The 15,549-nt window shown below is 61.6% G+C and carries 14 protein-coding genes and 1 pseudogene; 11 read left to right on the top strand and 4 right to left on the bottom strand.

The window, feature by feature from the left end; all coding sequences use genetic code 11:
• The first annotated feature begins 6 nt into the window (after positions 1 to 6).
• From FLP30_RS05500 to FLP30_RS05460, 9 genes are all read left to right on the top strand, one after another.
• On the top strand, positions 7 to 1,026 hold the full coding sequence (locus FLP30_RS05500; RefSeq protein ID WP_149278933.1) for a ketoacyl-ACP synthase III: 1,020 nt from the start codon (positions 7 to 9) through the stop codon (positions 1,024 to 1,026).
• Positions 1,023 to 1,778, top strand: coding sequence for an SDR family NAD(P)-dependent oxidoreductase (locus FLP30_RS05495; protein ID WP_149278932.1), 756 nt, complete (start codon positions 1,023 to 1,025; stop codon positions 1,776 to 1,778). The genes FLP30_RS05500 and FLP30_RS05495 overlap by 4 nt, the downstream gene beginning before the upstream one ends.
• A gap of 5 nt (positions 1,779 to 1,783) precedes the next feature.
• Positions 1,784 to 2,404: an acetyltransferase gene (locus tag FLP30_RS05490; RefSeq protein WP_149278931.1), complete on the top strand. Its 621-nt coding sequence runs from the start codon at positions 1,784 to 1,786 to the stop codon at positions 2,402 to 2,404.
• A 3-nt stretch (positions 2,405 to 2,407) separates the two neighbouring features.
• Complete coding sequence (locus FLP30_RS05485; protein ID WP_149278930.1) at positions 2,408 to 3,454, top strand: aromatic ring-hydroxylating oxygenase subunit alpha; 1,047 nt, start codon at positions 2,408 to 2,410, stop codon at positions 3,452 to 3,454.
• A gap of 142 nt (positions 3,455 to 3,596) precedes the next feature.
• A complete protein-coding gene (locus FLP30_RS05480) occupies positions 3,597 to 4,961 on the top strand; it encodes an amidase (protein WP_149278929.1) in 1,365 nt (454 codons plus the stop codon).
• A gap of 248 nt (positions 4,962 to 5,209) precedes the next feature.
• Complete coding sequence (locus tag FLP30_RS05475) at positions 5,210 to 5,509, top strand: ArsR/SmtB family transcription factor (protein ID WP_149278928.1); 300 nt, start codon at positions 5,210 to 5,212, stop codon at positions 5,507 to 5,509.
• An 8-nt stretch (positions 5,510 to 5,517) separates the two neighbouring features.
• Positions 5,518 to 5,928 (top strand): YeeE/YedE family protein, encoded by a 411-nt coding sequence (locus FLP30_RS05470; protein ID WP_149278927.1) that lies wholly within the window; start codon positions 5,518 to 5,520, stop codon positions 5,926 to 5,928.
• A gap of 7 nt (positions 5,929 to 5,935) precedes the next feature.
• On the top strand, positions 5,936 to 6,352 hold the full coding sequence (locus FLP30_RS05465; RefSeq protein ID WP_149278926.1) for a DUF6691 family protein: 417 nt from the start codon (positions 5,936 to 5,938) through the stop codon (positions 6,350 to 6,352).
• 398 nt (positions 6,353 to 6,750) lie between these two features.
• A complete protein-coding gene (locus FLP30_RS05460; protein WP_149278925.1) occupies positions 6,751 to 7,527 on the top strand; it encodes a bestrophin-like domain in 777 nt (258 codons plus the stop codon).
• A gap of 212 nt (positions 7,528 to 7,739) precedes the next feature.
• Here FLP30_RS05460 and FLP30_RS05455 read toward each other — a convergent pair.
• The 4 genes and pseudogenes from FLP30_RS05455 to acnA all read right to left on the bottom strand — a co-directional run.
• Positions 7,740 to 8,630: pseudogene (locus FLP30_RS05455) on the bottom strand (LysR family transcriptional regulator); the annotation flags it as partial.
• A 185-nt stretch (positions 8,631 to 8,815) separates the two neighbouring features.
• Positions 8,816 to 10,390 (bottom strand): ABC transporter substrate-binding protein/permease, encoded by a 1,575-nt coding sequence (locus tag FLP30_RS05450; protein WP_408834556.1) that lies wholly within the window; start codon positions 10,388 to 10,390, stop codon positions 8,816 to 8,818.
• Positions 10,387 to 11,184, bottom strand: coding sequence for an amino acid ABC transporter ATP-binding protein (locus tag FLP30_RS05445; RefSeq protein WP_149278923.1), 798 nt, complete (start codon positions 11,182 to 11,184; stop codon positions 10,387 to 10,389). Before FLP30_RS05445 ends, FLP30_RS05450 begins: the two co-directional genes overlap by 4 nt.
• A 28-nt stretch (positions 11,185 to 11,212) precedes the next feature.
• Entirely contained in the window at positions 11,213 to 13,906 is a 2,694-nt protein-coding gene (acnA, locus tag FLP30_RS05440) for an aconitate hydratase AcnA (protein ID WP_149278922.1), read from the bottom strand.
• 197 nt (positions 13,907 to 14,103) lie between these two features.
• Here acnA and ccmA point away from each other — a divergent pair, with 197 nt between their 5' ends.
• Together ccmA and ccmB are read left to right on the top strand one after the other, a co-directional pair.
• A complete protein-coding gene (ccmA, locus tag FLP30_RS05435; protein WP_210419319.1) occupies positions 14,104 to 14,844 on the top strand; it encodes a heme ABC exporter ATP-binding protein CcmA in 741 nt (246 codons plus the stop codon).
• Positions 14,841 to 15,509, top strand: a complete 669-nt coding sequence (gene ccmB / locus FLP30_RS05430; RefSeq protein ID WP_149278920.1) for a heme exporter protein CcmB — start codon at positions 14,841 to 14,843, stop codon at positions 15,507 to 15,509. The genes ccmA and ccmB overlap by 4 nt, the downstream gene beginning before the upstream one ends.
• Positions 15,510 to 15,549 lie beyond the last annotated feature (40 nt).

Genomic DNA, 15,549 nt, shown 5'->3' with positions numbered 1-15,549 from the left:
CGCACGATGTCAAAATGTTCCGTCGCGGGTGTTACCATCCAGGGTGCGGTCTGTGCCGTGCCAAAGACACAGATCGGGAATGACAGCTTTGTCGGACGTTTTGACGAAAAAACCATTACCGATGTCAGCGCGCTGACAGGCGTTACCACCCGCCACATCGCCCGCCCGGACCAGACAACCGGCGACCTGTGCCTGGCAGCAGCCGAACAGTTGCTGGACACCCTGCAATGGCCGCGTGACAGCGTGGACGCCCTTATTTTTGTCTCCCAGACCCCGGACCAGCGCATGCCCGCCACGGCCTGCATCCTGCATGGCAAGCTGGGGCTGGCCCACCACTGTCAGGCGTTTGACGTGGGGCTGGGCTGTTCGGGCTATGTCTATGGGCTGTGGCTTGTCTCGGCCCTGATGAATGCAGGGCTGCGCCGGATCATCCTGCTGGCGGGTGATACCAGCAGCCGCATGATAGACCCACAGGACCGCAGCACGGCCATGCTGTTTGGGGATGCAGGCTCCGCCACCGCGTTTGAATACGCGCCCGACGCCCCCACCGCCTATTTTGACCTTGGGACCGATGGCACAGGCGCACAGTATCTGACCGTGCCGGGCGGGGGTTTCCGCCCCACCGACCCGCAGGACACCAAGCCCGATACGCTGCGCATGGACGGTAGTGCTGTCTTTGGTTTTACCATCGGGACTGTGCCCGCCATTATCCGCGGTATTCTGGCCCAGGCTGACCGCCAGATTGATGATGTTGACTTCTTTGCCCTGCATCAGGCCAACCGCTTCATTCTCCAGCATATTACCAAAAAACTGAAAATCCCTGCCGGGCGGCTGCCCATCAACATCGACCAGTTTGGCAATACCAGCTCGGCCTCCATCCCGCTGCTATTCTGCACCACCCTGGCCGAGGAGCTGACAACCAGCCCCCGCACCGTGCTGATGTCAGGTTTTGGGGTTGGCCTGTCCTGGGGCTGTGCGCTGTTCAGCAATGTCCAGCTCCGCTGTGCATCGGTCATCCACGTATGATTTTTACACCCACAGCGCTTGAGGGCCGGACCATTCTGGTCACAGGCGCATCCTCCGGGCTGGGCCGCGCCACAGCCCGGTTGATTGCCCAGTGCGGCGGCCGCGTGATTGTAACCGGGCGCGACAGCGATCGCCTGGCTGCCACGCTGGACAGCCTGCCCGGCAGCGGCCACAGCGCCATGGCCGCAACCCTTGATACGGCGGAAAACACAACCGCGCTGGTGGTGGAGGCCGCCCAGACAGCAGGCGGGCTGGACGGGCTTTTCCACTCCGCCGGGGTGGAGCTGAGCCGCCCTGCCCGACTGGTCAAGCAAAAGCAGATAGATGCCGTCTTTGGGGCCGCCCTGTTTGGAGCCATCGGCATTGCTGCCGCGGCAGGCAAGCGGGATGTTTTTAAGCCCGGCGGGTCCATTGTCTTTATGTCCTCCGCCGCCGCACACCGGGGGCAGCAGGGGCTGAGCACCTATTCCGCCGCCAAGGCCGGGATCGAGGGGCTGACACGCTCACTGGCGTGGGAGACACGCTCCCTGCGGGTCAACGCCATAGCCGCAGGCGGTGTGCAGACCGAGATGCACGACAGGCTGAGCAATGGCCTGTCCGAGCAGGCGCTGGCCGAATACGAACAGGCCCACGCGCTGGGTTTTGGCAAGACGGACGACATTGCCAATGCCGCCGTATTCCTGCTCTCCCCCGCTGCGGCGTGGGTGACGGGGGCGGTCTGGTGTGTGGATGGCGGCTATACAGCGGGGTAGGTCTTATGGCGGACTATGTGCTGGTTGGCGGGGGTGGTTTTGCCAGGGAGATTTACGACTGGTTTACCCCCTCACTCACCGCTGCGGGCAGCCGGTTTGTTGGCTACCTGGATGACGGTGACAACCCCATGCAGGCCTATGGCCATGCCCTGCCGCAACTCGGCCGGATTGTGGACTACAGGCCAGACGCCGCCCACAGGCTGGTCATGGCCATTGGCGCGCCTGCGGGCAAGCAGGCGGTTGCCGCCCAGCTGGGCACCGCAGCGTTTGCGACCCTGATCCACCCCACCGCATGGGTCTCGGCATCGTCCACCATTGGGGCAGGGGCCATTATCGGGGTTTTTGCCCATGTGTCCGCCAATGCGACCGTAGGCCCGCTGGCCACCATCAATGCCTACAGCGGCGTTGGCCACGATGCGACACTTGGTGCCTATGCCACCCTGTCAGCCCATGTGGACCTGACAGGCAATGTCACGGTCGGGGAGGCCACCTTTGTCGGGGCCGGGGCGCGTATCCTGCCCCGTGTCCGTATTGGCCAACGCTGCACCGTTGGTGCCGGGGCTGTGGTTGTGCGCTCCACAGGCGATGATGTCACCCTGTATATTCCCCCCGCACGCAGGCTGTAGGCCATGTCCACCCCCCTTGACCGCCATCTGGCCCAGACATACTGGCACTGTGTTGCCCACCGCAGCGAACTGCCCAATGACCGTGACTTCCTGCGGTTCGAATGGGTGCTGGGCGACCTTGTCCTTTACAACGACAAAGGCACCATCATCGCCTTTGACAATGTCTGCCCCCACAGGGGCGCACGGTTCTTTATGGAGCCGCAGGGCAATGCGCCCATTTCCTGCGGGTATCATGGCTGGGGGTACCGAGGGGGCAAGCTGCTTATTCCCAAACCCGCCAACTATACCGCCTGCGACCGCAACCGGGCACGGCTGAATACTTTCCAGACCGCATGGTGTGGCAATTTCCTGTTTGTCGCCATCACTCCGCAGACCGACCTTGCCACGCAACTGGGTGGGCTGGGTGATGTGCTGGCAGGCATGTCGGAGGACATAGACCGCCGCCGCGACCGCGACGCCTATATGTATGAATGCCAATGGCGGGTTGCGGCAGAAAACGCGCTGGAGCCAGACCACGTGCCCATGGTGCACCCCACCACACTGGGAACGCTGGAGCTGGATGCGGGCCAGAACAGCTATTACGGCTGCAACTCTGTCCTGACCGCCACTATCCGCAACGAGCACACCGTGCGGGGACTGAACCGTATTGGCCGTTTTTTCAACACCAGCCATAATACAAAAGCCTATACAGCTATTTTTATTTTTCCATTTTCGTTTCTGTCCACGACATTTGGTTACACTTACGCGTTGCAGAACTTCTTTCCATCACGCAACCCGCAGCTTACGCATTTTACGACCCGCATGTTCAGCACCCATCTGGCCAACCCGGACAGTGGGGAGGCCATTATGGCGCCGTTCTTTGCCTCTGTGACAGACATCAATCACAAGGTCTTTCAGGAAGATCATGACATCTGCCGCCGTATTGCGCCGGATTTCCCCCTGGATGACCCAGGCTGCATTCTGTCACACAGCGAGGAAAAAATAGCCCATTTCCGGGCCTGTGTTCAGGCTGCCAAACGGACATGCCCCGCCGCAGACCCGGCCCCCTGACGCCACAACGGCAGGCCATCGAGGCTACACCACAGGGCGGACCTATCCACACACCCCGATCATGATACACTTGCCCACGGGCGCGCCACGGCCCCCAGGGCCATGGCCGTAGGACACCCCGCGCAAGGACCATACGCCAGCCATGTCTTCCTCCCCCTTTCCGCCCCTGCTCCAGGCCGCACAGGCTCTTGCCCATGAACGCACGACAAGCCGCACCCTGGTGGAAGAGGCTCTGGCCCGCATTGCCGACCCGCAGGGCGAAGGTGCCCGCGTGTTCATGACCGTACATGCCCAGGCTGCCCGCCATCAGGCCGATGCCATGGATGTTGCCCGGCGCAACGGCTATGCGCCCTCCGCCGTTGCGGGCCTGCCAATCTCTGTCAAAGACCTGTTTGACGAGGCCGGATCCACCACCCGCGCAGGCTCTCAGGTGCTGGAGGGCGCGCCCCCTGCCAGTGCCGATGCCCCGGCCATACAGGCACTTAAACAGGCGGGGCTGGTCAGCATTGGCCGCACCACCATGACCGAATTTGCGTTTTCAGGCGTTGGCATCAACCCGCATTACGGCACCCCTGCCAACCCGTGGCAACGGGCTGAGGGGCGTATTCCCGGCGGGTCGTCCTCCGGCGCAGCCATTTCTGTCAGTGACAGCATGGCGTTTGTGGGCATTGGCAGCGACACGGGCGGGTCCTGCCGGATCCCTGCCGCGCTGACAGGGCTTGTCGGCTACAAACCCACAGCCCGCCGCATTGCCACCCGTGGCACGGTGCCCCTGTCTACCACGCTGGATTCCATCGGCAGCATCGGGCGTAGCGTTGCCTGTTGCTGGGCAGCCGACAGCCTGATGGCAACAGGCACGCTGCCCCTGCACAACGCCCCCACCGGGCGCGAGGGCCGCACCCTGCGCCTTGGCGTGCTGTCCACCATTGTCATGGACGGCATGGACAGCACAGTCAGCCAGACATGGGAGCGCTGCCTGCACCGTCTGGCCGGGCACGGCACCCTGCTGGAAGATGTGGCCTGCCCCCCGCTGCTGGACATTGCCGCTGCCAACAGCAAAGGGGGCTTTCCCGCAGCGCAGTCCCTGACATGGCACCAGCCCCTGCTGGACAGCCACCGCGCCACGTATGACCCGTTTGTGCTCCACCGTATCCTGCGCGGAAACGAGCAGAGTGCTGTGGACTACATTACCCTGTGCCAGGCGCGTGCGCGCATAGGCCGCCAGGTTGCGGATGGTCTGGACCAGTACGACGCGATCATCCTGCCCACCGTGCCCATTATCGCCCCCCGCATTGCCGACATGGACGACAATGACCGCTATGTGGCCACAAACCTGCTCCTGCTCCGCAACACGACCCTTGCCAACTTCCTTGACCGCTGCGCCATAAGCCTGCCCTGCCACACACCGGGGGAAGCCCCGGTCGGGCTGATGGTCATGGGCCGCACCAATGGTGATGCGGCCCTGTTTGACATTGCCGCCCAGCTTGAACGCATGCTGGCGGGCTAAGGGCGGGCACAAACCCGCTCCTGCTGTGCTGGGGGCAGGTTTGTGCACTAAGACAAATAGTTTCTGATGCTTTTTTCTAAAAACGGCATGGTCTTTAGCGATTTTTTGAAAAATATGCACCGGAAATTTTGATTTTTCTGCCTATTTTATCAAAAGCCATACAGGCTGCTGCACCCTTCTGGCGGCAGTCCTTGCCAAATGCTCTGGCCCCTATATTCTCTTATTATCGATAATAAGAGAATCGAAACATGATCGACATGATGCAGGCAGATGTTGGGCCTGTTGCAGAACTGCTCAAAACCCTCTCCCACCCCGACCGCCTTCTGATTGCCTGCACATTGGCCGAGCGTGAGCTCTCCGTCGGGCAGATGGAAAGCACCCTGCATATCCACCAGCCCAACCTTTCACGGCATCTGACCGTTCTCAAAGCCGCGCGGATTGTAACCGCCCGTAAGGAAGGGGTGTCTGTTTTCTACCGTCTTTCTGACGACAAGGCCGGGCAGGTGATTGCCGCCCTCCACGATATTTTCTGTGCAAAGACAAAGTGAAAATCCTCATGATTGACTGGCAAAGTCTTACAGGGGGGCTGCTCATCGGTCTGGCATGTTCTGCCTACCTGATCCTCGATGGCCGGATTGCTGGCATTAGCGGGATTCTGGGGCGGACACTTGGTGGCAAAAACATCTGGCCGGGGGCGGCCCTGCTGCTTGGGCTGGCCGCCGGACCTGTGCTGTGGCGCCTTGCAACCGGAGCATGGCCTGACATGACTGTCTCCGCCCCCTGGCCGCTGCTCCTCATCTCCGGGTTTCTGGTGGGTTTTGGCACCCGTCTGGGCAGCGGCTGCACCAGCGGTCACGGCGTTCTGGGTCTGGCCCGTCTCTCGCGCCGCTCACTGGTCGCTGTCATCTGCTTTTTGGGAACAGGGGTGATAACAGCAACACTTTTACCTTTTTTGACAGGGAAATAAGGCGACCATGGCTATCAGAACGCTTGTGGCCTTCCTGTGCGGGCTTGTTTTCAGCTTTGGCTTAATACTGGGCGGTATGCTCAACCCTGCGACTGTTCTGGGTTTTCTGAATCTTGCCGGACACTGGAACCCCTCCCTGCTATTTGTTTTAGGCGGGGCTGTGTGCCTGACATTCTGTGGTGTCCGCTTGCAGCGCCACCTGTCACGCCCGGTTTTTGAAACAACCTTCCAACTACCAACCGCACGCCAGATCGACTGGCCCCTGATGGCAGGCAGTTGCCTGTTCGGGCTTGGCTGGGGGCTGGCTGGCTTTTGCCCCGGCCCCGCTGTTGCCTCCCTGTTAATGGGACACTGGCAAAGTCTGGTTTTTCTGCTGGGTCTGATCGGCGGAATGAAAGCCTTTGCGCTCTGGAAGCCAATCTAACCGCGCTGTTGCGTAACGCCGTTGCCCGAACGCTTTGGATAACTGCTTGCTTTAACGCAGTCTCTCGCCAAATAGCCTACGGGACACTCATCCATATTTAAGTTTTTATCATAACCTAAACTATGGCCCAGACGACTTGCGCTGTGTTTAAGTTTAAGAATCTACAGCGCGACAGCCTCTGCACACTGATGTTCCCACCATGCCCCGACAGGCATAAGCGGATGGCACCCGGCCTCTGGCAGGGCAGGATGTGTCTTTATTGTTCCCTGTAGGGGTATCATTACAGTCGGCAGGTGCAGGCTCTGGTATTTTCCATAAGTCACAGTATGAATTAAAAAATAAAAAACTGTTCCACTTTATAACCTGATTTTTAGACAAGGCCGGCAAGGATGTCTTGGGTGCATAACTATCCGCTCACCGTTATTGGTCTTTTCATGTTTGCGTCCTCCATCCTGTGTCTCGAACTGGGATACCAGGTCACGGTATGGGTTATGAACCGCCGGGGGAAAGACCCTCTGCTCAAACGGGCATTAGGCAGCGGGGGGCGGGATTATCTGCTCACGGCCATGCTGGGCCTGATGGCGTTGCTACTTGGGTTTACCTTTTCCCTCTCCCTCAACCGCTTTGAGGGCAGGCGTGACCTTGTCGTGCAGGAAGCCAATGCCCTGCGCACCATATGGGACGACACGCAGCTCCTGGCCGAGCCATACCGGACAGAGGTCAGCACCCAGCTCCGCCTTTACATTCAGGACAGGCTACAATGGTCCACCCTTTACGCAGGGCGTGAAAACATCAACGAAACACACCGCAAGCAGAAAGAGCTGTGGAAGGTTGTGGCCGCCGCGGTCAAGACAGAGCCTGTTGAGCCCATCAGCCAGAGCCTGCTGGATGCGACGTCTCACAGCTTTGACATTGCCACATCCAGACTGGCCGCGCGCTCGGCCACCATCCCCGACCGGGTGCTGAATGTGCTGTTCCTGTATATTCTACTGGCGTCCCTGATGCTGGGGGAGGTCTCGGCAACATACGACGGGCTGCACCGGGTGACGACATGGCTGATGCTGTTCCTGCTCACCCTGGCCATTCTGATCATTCTTGATTTGGATAGAGCCAGTGATGGCGTAATTACAGTCTCCCAACAGGCCTTGATGGACCTGCACGAAATCATGCGCTGACCCTTGCCAGGCACAAACCGCCTTTAAAAAAGAAGAACTCGCCCCGAACATCGCCTTTTTTCAAAAAGGCGACCGTCCTTTAAGGCTTTTGAGCAAAGCACTCTGGCCCTGCTCTCTTAGAGTGCTTTGCCCTCGGCCACACCTGCGGGAATGGGCGCACCCTCGCCCCCGCCGCCATGGCCTTTAGGCGGGCTGGCCGCCGGGGGCGTGTTATCGCGCAGCAGTTCGGCCGAAATTTCCACCAGAAAGTCCAGCACAGTACGGGTCCGCAAAGGCAAGGTGCGCGGGCCGGTATGCACGGCGTGGAAGGGCATGGACGGGATATTCCAGTCAGGGAACAGGCGCACAAGCCGCCCGTTTTCCACCGCGTCCCGCACCTGAAAAGCGGGCAGAAGCGCCATGCCTATCCCAGCCTCGGCAGCATAGAGCGCGGCCTCGCTGCTGTTGGCGCGCAGCACGGCGGAAGGCGCAATAACGCTTTCCTCCCCATCGCGCTCAAAATTCCAGTCCAGCCAGCTTGTGCCGTAGTTATAGGCAACGGCTGGGTATTCCATCAGGTCGCGCGGGTGGTCGGATACTTTGTAACGGCGCAAAAACGCCGGGGATGCCACCAGCCATTTTCTGACAACACCCAGCTTGCGGGCAATGAGCGAGCCTTCGGCAATGTCACCCACGCGCACGGCCAGATCGAGCCCTTCTTCCACCAGGTCTCCAAACCCGTCGCGCATGACAATATCAACCGACAGATCCGGGTGGCGGTCCAGCAGCGCACCCAGCCTGCGGCTGAGGAACAGCCCGAACGCCGTTGTCACCCCCACCCGCACCAGACCGGAAACAGAAGCCCGCCTGCGGCCCAGCACGTTTTCCGCTGTTTCCAGAATACCCAGCACCTCGTAGGCGTGGGGCAGCAGGCTGCGGCCATCTTCCGTCATGGTCAGGCTGCGGGTGGTGCGGGCAAACAGGGTGGTGCCGTAATGGGCCTCCAGCAACGCGATATGCCGCGATATGGTGGGCTGGCTTACCCCAGTCTCCCGCGAGACAGCGGAAAACGAGCCCGTGGCCGCAACACGGACAAAACTGTGCAATGCTGAAAGAAGATCCATGATTACCGCCCCCGCGCCCCACGGGACACAGCCTAGCCCCTGCCGCCGTCAACAACTACGGCGCCAGCACTAGCCGCCCCTGTGGGTCAGCCTCGTTGTGCAGCAAGGTGGAGGGGGAAACAATATCAGCCCCGGCTTCCTGCACCCATACGCCCTATGCGTTGAGCGCATGAAGCCGGGTCGATTTACTTACGCCGCATATGCGGGGCCGCCAGCCGCCGCTCGGCAAAGCGGGCCAGCCGGACAAACGGCAGGCCAAGCAGCAGATAGGCCCCACCGATCATAAGCCCGGTGCCAAAATAGTCGAAATAGGTCGAGGACAGGCGCACATAGGTCTGTGTCAGCTCGGTCAGGGTAATGACACTGACCAGCGACGAGTCCTTAAGCAGGGAAATAAAGTCGTTGGTCATAACGGGCATGACCAACCGGAACGCCTGCGGCACCACCACATGGCGCAGCGCCTGCGCGTGGGTCATGTTCAGCGCCAGTGCGGCTTCCATCTGGCCGGGGGCAACCGATTGCAGGCCCGCCCGGTAGTTTTCAGCCTCATAGGCCGCGTAGTTCAGCCCCAGGCTGATAACACCCGCAATAAAGGGGGTCAGCCGCACGCCAAACTCTGGCAGACCGTAAAAAATCAGCAAAATCTGGATCAGCAGCGGTGTGCCGCGCACCAGTTCCACATACAGGGTGGCCAGCCACGCCAGAGGCCGGGGGCCATACAGCCGCACAAGCGCCAGCACCATCCCCAACGACACCGCCAGCACCATGGCACACAGCGACACCGCAAGCGTCAGCCACGCGGCATGCACAACCAGCGGCACAAAGGACAGGTAACGGTCCAACTGGGCACGCCAGCCGCTTTTGCCATGCAGTTCTGCCACATAGGCATTCCATGCCGTGGCGGGCACATCCAGCACGGTATGGTCGCCCGTCAACTGCACCATCTCGGGTGTCCACAGCCCCCAGCGGGCCAGAATACCGTGCAGTGAGCCATCGTGCAGCATGGAGGTCAGCGCCGTGTTTACCTGCTCACGCAGGGCGGTATGCTGCCCCTTGGCAAAGGCAATGCCGTATTCCACCCGGCCTATGGGGTCGCCCACCACATGCAGGGCGGGGTTTGTGTCCCCGTAGTATTTGGCAATCGGGCCGTCGATCAGCACGGCATCCGTCCGGCCTGCGGCCAGGTCCATGAAGACGTTTGTTTCTTCCTCATACGTCCGCAGGGTCACGCCCGGCTCGTGCATGAGAATACGCTCGGCCTGGGTGTCCTTGAGGGTGCCCACAGCGTGGCCGTGCAACGACTCCAGCGTTAAAAGCTGCGGCCCGTCTCGGCGCACCACCATCCGTTCGGACGTAATGTAGTACGGCTGTGTAAAGTCGATGGCTTCCGCATGTTCGGGGGTGATCTCGATCCCGCAGGTCACCATTTCGTACAGGCCACGTTGCAGGCCGGGGATCAGCCCGTCCCAGTCGTTTTGTACAAACTGGAGCGGTATGCCCATGTGGCGCTGCAAAGCGCCCATCATGTCATATTCAAACCCGGTCAGCCGGTCGGGGTCAGCCAGATCATGGAAGGTAAAGGGCACATCGGCCGAGGCATCGGCCGCCCAGCGGACAGCGCTCTGCTGGGGTACGCTCTGGGCAGGTGTCTGGGCCTGTGCGCCAGCACCCGCACACAACAACCCCGCCACCAGCGCGCAGGCAAGACCGAACACCCCCGCCCTGCGGCGGAGCGAACGCAAAACAGAAGCCTGGCTCACAGCACTGTCCTTAGAAAACGGCGGGTTCGGTCATCCACAGGGTTAACGCACAGCTCCTCCGGCGGCCCGGCTTCAACCACCAGCCCGCCATCCATATACACAACAGTATCCGACGCCACCTGGGCAAAGCGCATGTCGTGGGTCACGACAATCTGGGTCATGCCCTCGTTGTCGAGGGTGCGCATGACCCCCAGCACCTCCTCGGCCACAATGGGGTCCAGGGCGGAGGTGGGTTCGTCATACAGCATGATCTCGGGCCGCATGGCCAGGGCGCGCGCAATGGCGGCCCGCTGCTGCTGCCCACCCGACAGCGACACCGGGTAGCGCATGGCCACCTGTGCCAGACCCACTTTTTCCAGCAGGGCCATGGCCTCGTCACGCATGGTGGCGGAGCGCTCGCCCTTGACCACACGCGGGGCCAGCAGAACATTGTCCAGCACATTCAGGTGCGGGAACAGGTTAAAACTCTGGAACACCATGCCCACGCGCGTACGCAGCTTATGGGCAGCGTGCTCATCCGCACGGCTCCACGCCCCGCCCGCGCGCGTAATATGCACGTCCTTGACGGTTACGGAGCCCTGATCGGGAATTTCCAGAAAATTCAGGCAGCGCAGAAAGGTGGACTTGCCACAGCCCGAAGGGCCGATGATGGACACCAGCTCCCCCTCGCGCACCTGCATGGACACTCCACGCAGGATGTCCTCCTCCCCGAAGCTCTTGTGTATTTGTTCCGCACTCAGAACAACGGGAGCATCAGTCAAAAAGGCCGGTCCGGAATATTCCGGACCGACCATCTCACGAGCACCTCGAAAGGCTTGTGTATCAGGCAGCTTGTGTCATCCCACGCAAGACGTACTGGAGGATGCCACCGTGCCTGTAATATTCGACCTCGTCCAGAGTATCCACGCGGCACAGAAGCGGAACATCCTGGGTGGAACCGTCATTTCTTGTAATTGTCATAATGACGTCCATCCGGGGCTTCAGCTCTTCAACACCTTTGATGCTGATGACTTCGTCCCCTTTCAGGCCCAGTGTCTGGCGCGTGGTGCCGTCCTTGAACACTAGCGGCAGAACGCCCATGCCCACCAGGTTGGACCGGTGGATACGCTCAAAGCTTTCCGCCACCACAGCCTTGACGCCCAGCAGCAGGGTGCCTTTGGCCGCCCAGTCGCGTGAGGAGCCCATGCCGTATTCCTTGCCGCCGATCACGACCAGGGGCACGCCCTCGGCCTTGTAGGACATGGCAACATCATAGATCGCGCCTTCCTTACCGTCGGGGTAGTGCTTGGAATAGCCCCCTTCGGTGCCGGGCAGCATTTCGTTCTTGATGCGGATGTTGGCAAAGGTGCCGCGCACCATCACCCGGTCATTCCCGCGCCGTGACCCGTAGGAGTTGAAGTCCTTGGGGTCCACACCGTGTTCGATCAGGTAACGGCCAGCCGGAGAGTCCTTCTTGATGGACCCGGCGGGGGAGATATGGTCAGTGGTAATATTGTCACCCAGCAGGGCAAGAATACGCGCACCTTCAATATTGCCCGGAGCCTTGGGTTCGACCGCCATGTTCTTGAAATACGGCGGGTCCTGCACGTAGGTGGACTTCTGATCCCAGGTATAGGTTTCGGACCCGGTCGCAACCTTGAGATCCTGCCATTCCTTTGTGCCCTTGGAAACATTGCTGTACCGCTTGATAAACTCCTCGCGCGAGATGGCGGAGGCAATCAGGTCGGCAATTTCCTTGTTGGTGGGCCAGATGTCCTTCAGATAGACCGGCTTGCCATCCTTGGAGGTGCCCAGCGCTTCGGTCGTGATGTCCTTGCGCATGGTGCCCAGGATGGAATACGCCACCACCAGCGGCGGGCTGGCCAGATAGTTGGCCCGCACGTTGGGGGAAATACGGCCCTCAAAGTTACGGTTGCCCGACAGAACGGACACGGCAACAAGGCTGTTGTTTTCAATCGCGTCAACAATATGCCCCGGCAGCGGGCCGGAATTGCCAATGCAGGTCGTGCAGCCATACCCCACCGTGTTGAAGCCCAGGGCATCCAGGTCAGCGGTCAGGTTGGAGCGGTTGAGATAGTCCGTCACAACCTGGGACCCAGGGGCGAGGGATGTCTTGACCCAGGGCTTGGGTGTCAGGCCCAGAGCGCGCGCCTTGCGGGCCACCAGACCAGCCGCAATCAGCACCGCCGGGTTGGAGGTGTTGGTGCACGACGTAATGGCGGCAATGACAATGTCGCCCTGGCCCAGCTCATAATTGGTGCCTGCAACTGGCACTTTCTTGTTTGCTGCGTCAGCCGGAACACCGAGGGAGGAGGTCAGTTCCTTCTCGAACTCGGTTTTCGCGCTCTTCAGTTCCACGCGGTCCTGCGGGCGCTTGGGGCCAGCCAGAGACGGCACGACAGAGGCAAGGTCGAGTTCCAGAATGTCGGTAAAGACAGGCTCTGGCGTCTCGGCGGTGCGGAACATGCCCTGAGCACGCAGGTATTCTTCCACCAGCTTGATGCGGTGTTCGTCACGGCCGGTCTGGCGCAGGAAGTCCAGCGTCAGCGTATCGACGGGGAAGAAGCCACAGGTCGCACCGTATTCGGGGGCCATGTTGGCAATGGTTGCGCGGTCGGCCACAGGCAGGTGGTCCAGCGCGGGGCCAAAGAACTCAACAAACTTGCCCACCACGCCTTTTTTACGCAGCATCTGGGTCACGGTCAGCACCAGATCGGTGGCGGTCGCGCCCTCGGGCAGCTTGCCGGTCAGGCGGAAGCCGATCACATCGGGCACCAGCATGGCAATGGGCTGGCCCAGCATGGCGGCTTCGGCCTCGATCCCGCCAACACCCCAGCCCAGCACGCCTGCGCCGTTGATCATGGTGGTGTGGCTGTCCGTGCCGTACAGCGAGTCGGGGTACACATAGTCCTTGCCGCCGACTGTTGCCGTCCACGCGACCTGGGCAATGTATTCCAGGTTCACCTGATGGCAGATGCCGGTATCAGGCGGTACAACCGAGAAGTTTTCAAACGCCTGCTGGCCCCAGCGCAGGAAGGCATAGCGTTCCGCGTTGCGTTCAAACTCAAGGGTAATGTTTTCCTGCAGGGCGTCCTTGGTGCCTGCAAAGTCAACCATCACGGAGTGATCGATCACCAGATCAACCGGCACCAGCGGGTTCACCTTCTGCGGGTCACCCTTGAGGTTGGCAATGCCGTCGCGCATGGCGGCAAGGTCCACAACGCCGGGAACGCCAGTAAAGTCCTGCATGAGAATGCGCGAGGGCTTGAACGGGACTTCCTGCGTGCTGCTGCCCTTGGGCAGCCACCCGGCAATGGCCTTGGCGTCGTCCACGCTGTAGGAGCGGCCGTCCTCAAAGCGCAGGATGTTTTCCAGCAGGACTTTCAGCGAAACAGGCAGACGGCTGACATCGCCAATGGTCTTTGCTGCTTCTGGAATGGAGAAGTAGTGATAGGTCTTGCCGTCCACCTCTAGGGTGCGGCCAGTTTTAAGTGAGTCGTGCCCAACCGATTTCATCTTCGTCTCTCCCCGATCACAGCCGATGGCTGGTGATGCGTTCAGGATAACACCGTGCGCCTTGTTTACGCCTGCCCGGTTATACGGGTCATTCGGCTTGCTATCCCGTTGGCGCTAGAACATACCCGCAGTTGTAAAAGGCACAAGCCGGGTAGCAACCACGAGAACGCGAGCGCTCGGCTTTTGCCCCATTCTGGATGGTAACATTAGGGAGAAGTCCGATCTCCGGCATGCCTCTTTCCGGCACAAGCACACCCGTGCCCCCCAGTAGCGCCCCGGCCCTGCAGGCCGATGCCCTGTGCGTGTTCCGGGGCGACAGGCTGGTGCTTGACGGTGTCAGCCTGACCCTGGCCGCAGGGGGCGCGCTGCTGCTGACAGGCCCCAACGGTGCGGGCAAATCCACCCTGCTGCGCGTACTGGCAGGGCTGCGCCGCGCGGATTCGGGGGCGGTGCTGTGGCAGGGGGCACCCGCATTGGCCGACCCCGCCGCCCATGCCGCCCGCGTGGCCTATCTGGGCCACCAGGACGCACTAAAACCCGGACTGAGCGTGCGTGAAAACCTGGCCCTGTTTGTCAGCGCAGGCCGTGGGGGCGACAGGGCACGGCCTGAAGGAGACAGTCTGGAAGCAGCCCTGACCGCCATGGACCTGCTGCCCCTGGCCGACCTGCCCGCCCGCCTGCTGTCTGCGGGGCAAAAGCGGCGCACAGCACTGGCCCGTGTCCTGCTGGCCCAGGCCTCGCTCTGGCTGCTGGACGAGCCAAGTCTGGGGCTGGACAGCGCCGCCATTGCCCTGCTGGGCACGGCACTGGCACAGCACAGGGCGCAGGGCGGGCTTGTGGTTGCCACAACCCATGTACCCCTGCCCCTGCCCGACACCACCACCCTGCGCCTGCCCGGCGCTGCCGACACCCCGCTGGAGGACACCCCATGGGCATGACCGCGCTGTTCTGGGGCATTGTCCTGCGTGACCTGCGCCTAGCCCTGCGCCACGGTGCCGACACGCTGGGGGCGGTGCTGTTTTTTATTGTCACCGCAACGCTGTTCCCCCTGGCCCTTGGTCCGTCACCCGAACTGCTGCGCCACATGGCACCGGGTATTCTGTGGGTCTGCGCCCTGCTGGCGGCCCTGCTGCCGCTGGACAGGCTGTTTGGCGCGGAGTTGGAGGACGGGTCGCTCGACCACCTGCTGCTGCTGGGCCTACCCCCGGCACTGGTCGCGCTGGCCAAGATGGTGGCACACTGGCTGACAACTGGCGTGCCCCTGCTGCTGGCCGCCGGGCCACTGGCCACCATGCTGGGCCTGCCCGCAAGCAGCCTGCCTGTGCTGCTGGCCGGGCTTTTTCTGGGGTCTGTTGTGCTGTCCCTTATTGGCGGCATGGCAGCCTGCATTGTGCTGGGCGCACGGCGGGGGGGCGTGCTGCTGCCCCTGCTCAGCCTGCCGCTGGCCACCCCGGCCCTTATTTTTGGCGCGGCGGGAATCGACGCCGCAGCAACCGGCCTGCCCTGGCAGCCTGATCTGGAACTGCTGGGCGCTTTTGTGGCCGCAGCCCTGCCGCTGTGCCCTCTGGCAGCCGGTGCGGGCCTGCGCGGTGCGGCGGAATAACCCGCGGCACCCCCAGCCTGCCCCAGAATACACAAAGCCG

Origin of the sequence: Acetobacter vaccinii (assembly GCF_008365315.1) — a bacterium.
GTDB classification, from domain to species: domain Bacteria; phylum Pseudomonadota; class Alphaproteobacteria; order Acetobacterales; family Acetobacteraceae; genus Acetobacter; species Acetobacter vaccinii.
This window is presented reverse-complemented; position numbering and strand designations above follow the sequence as displayed.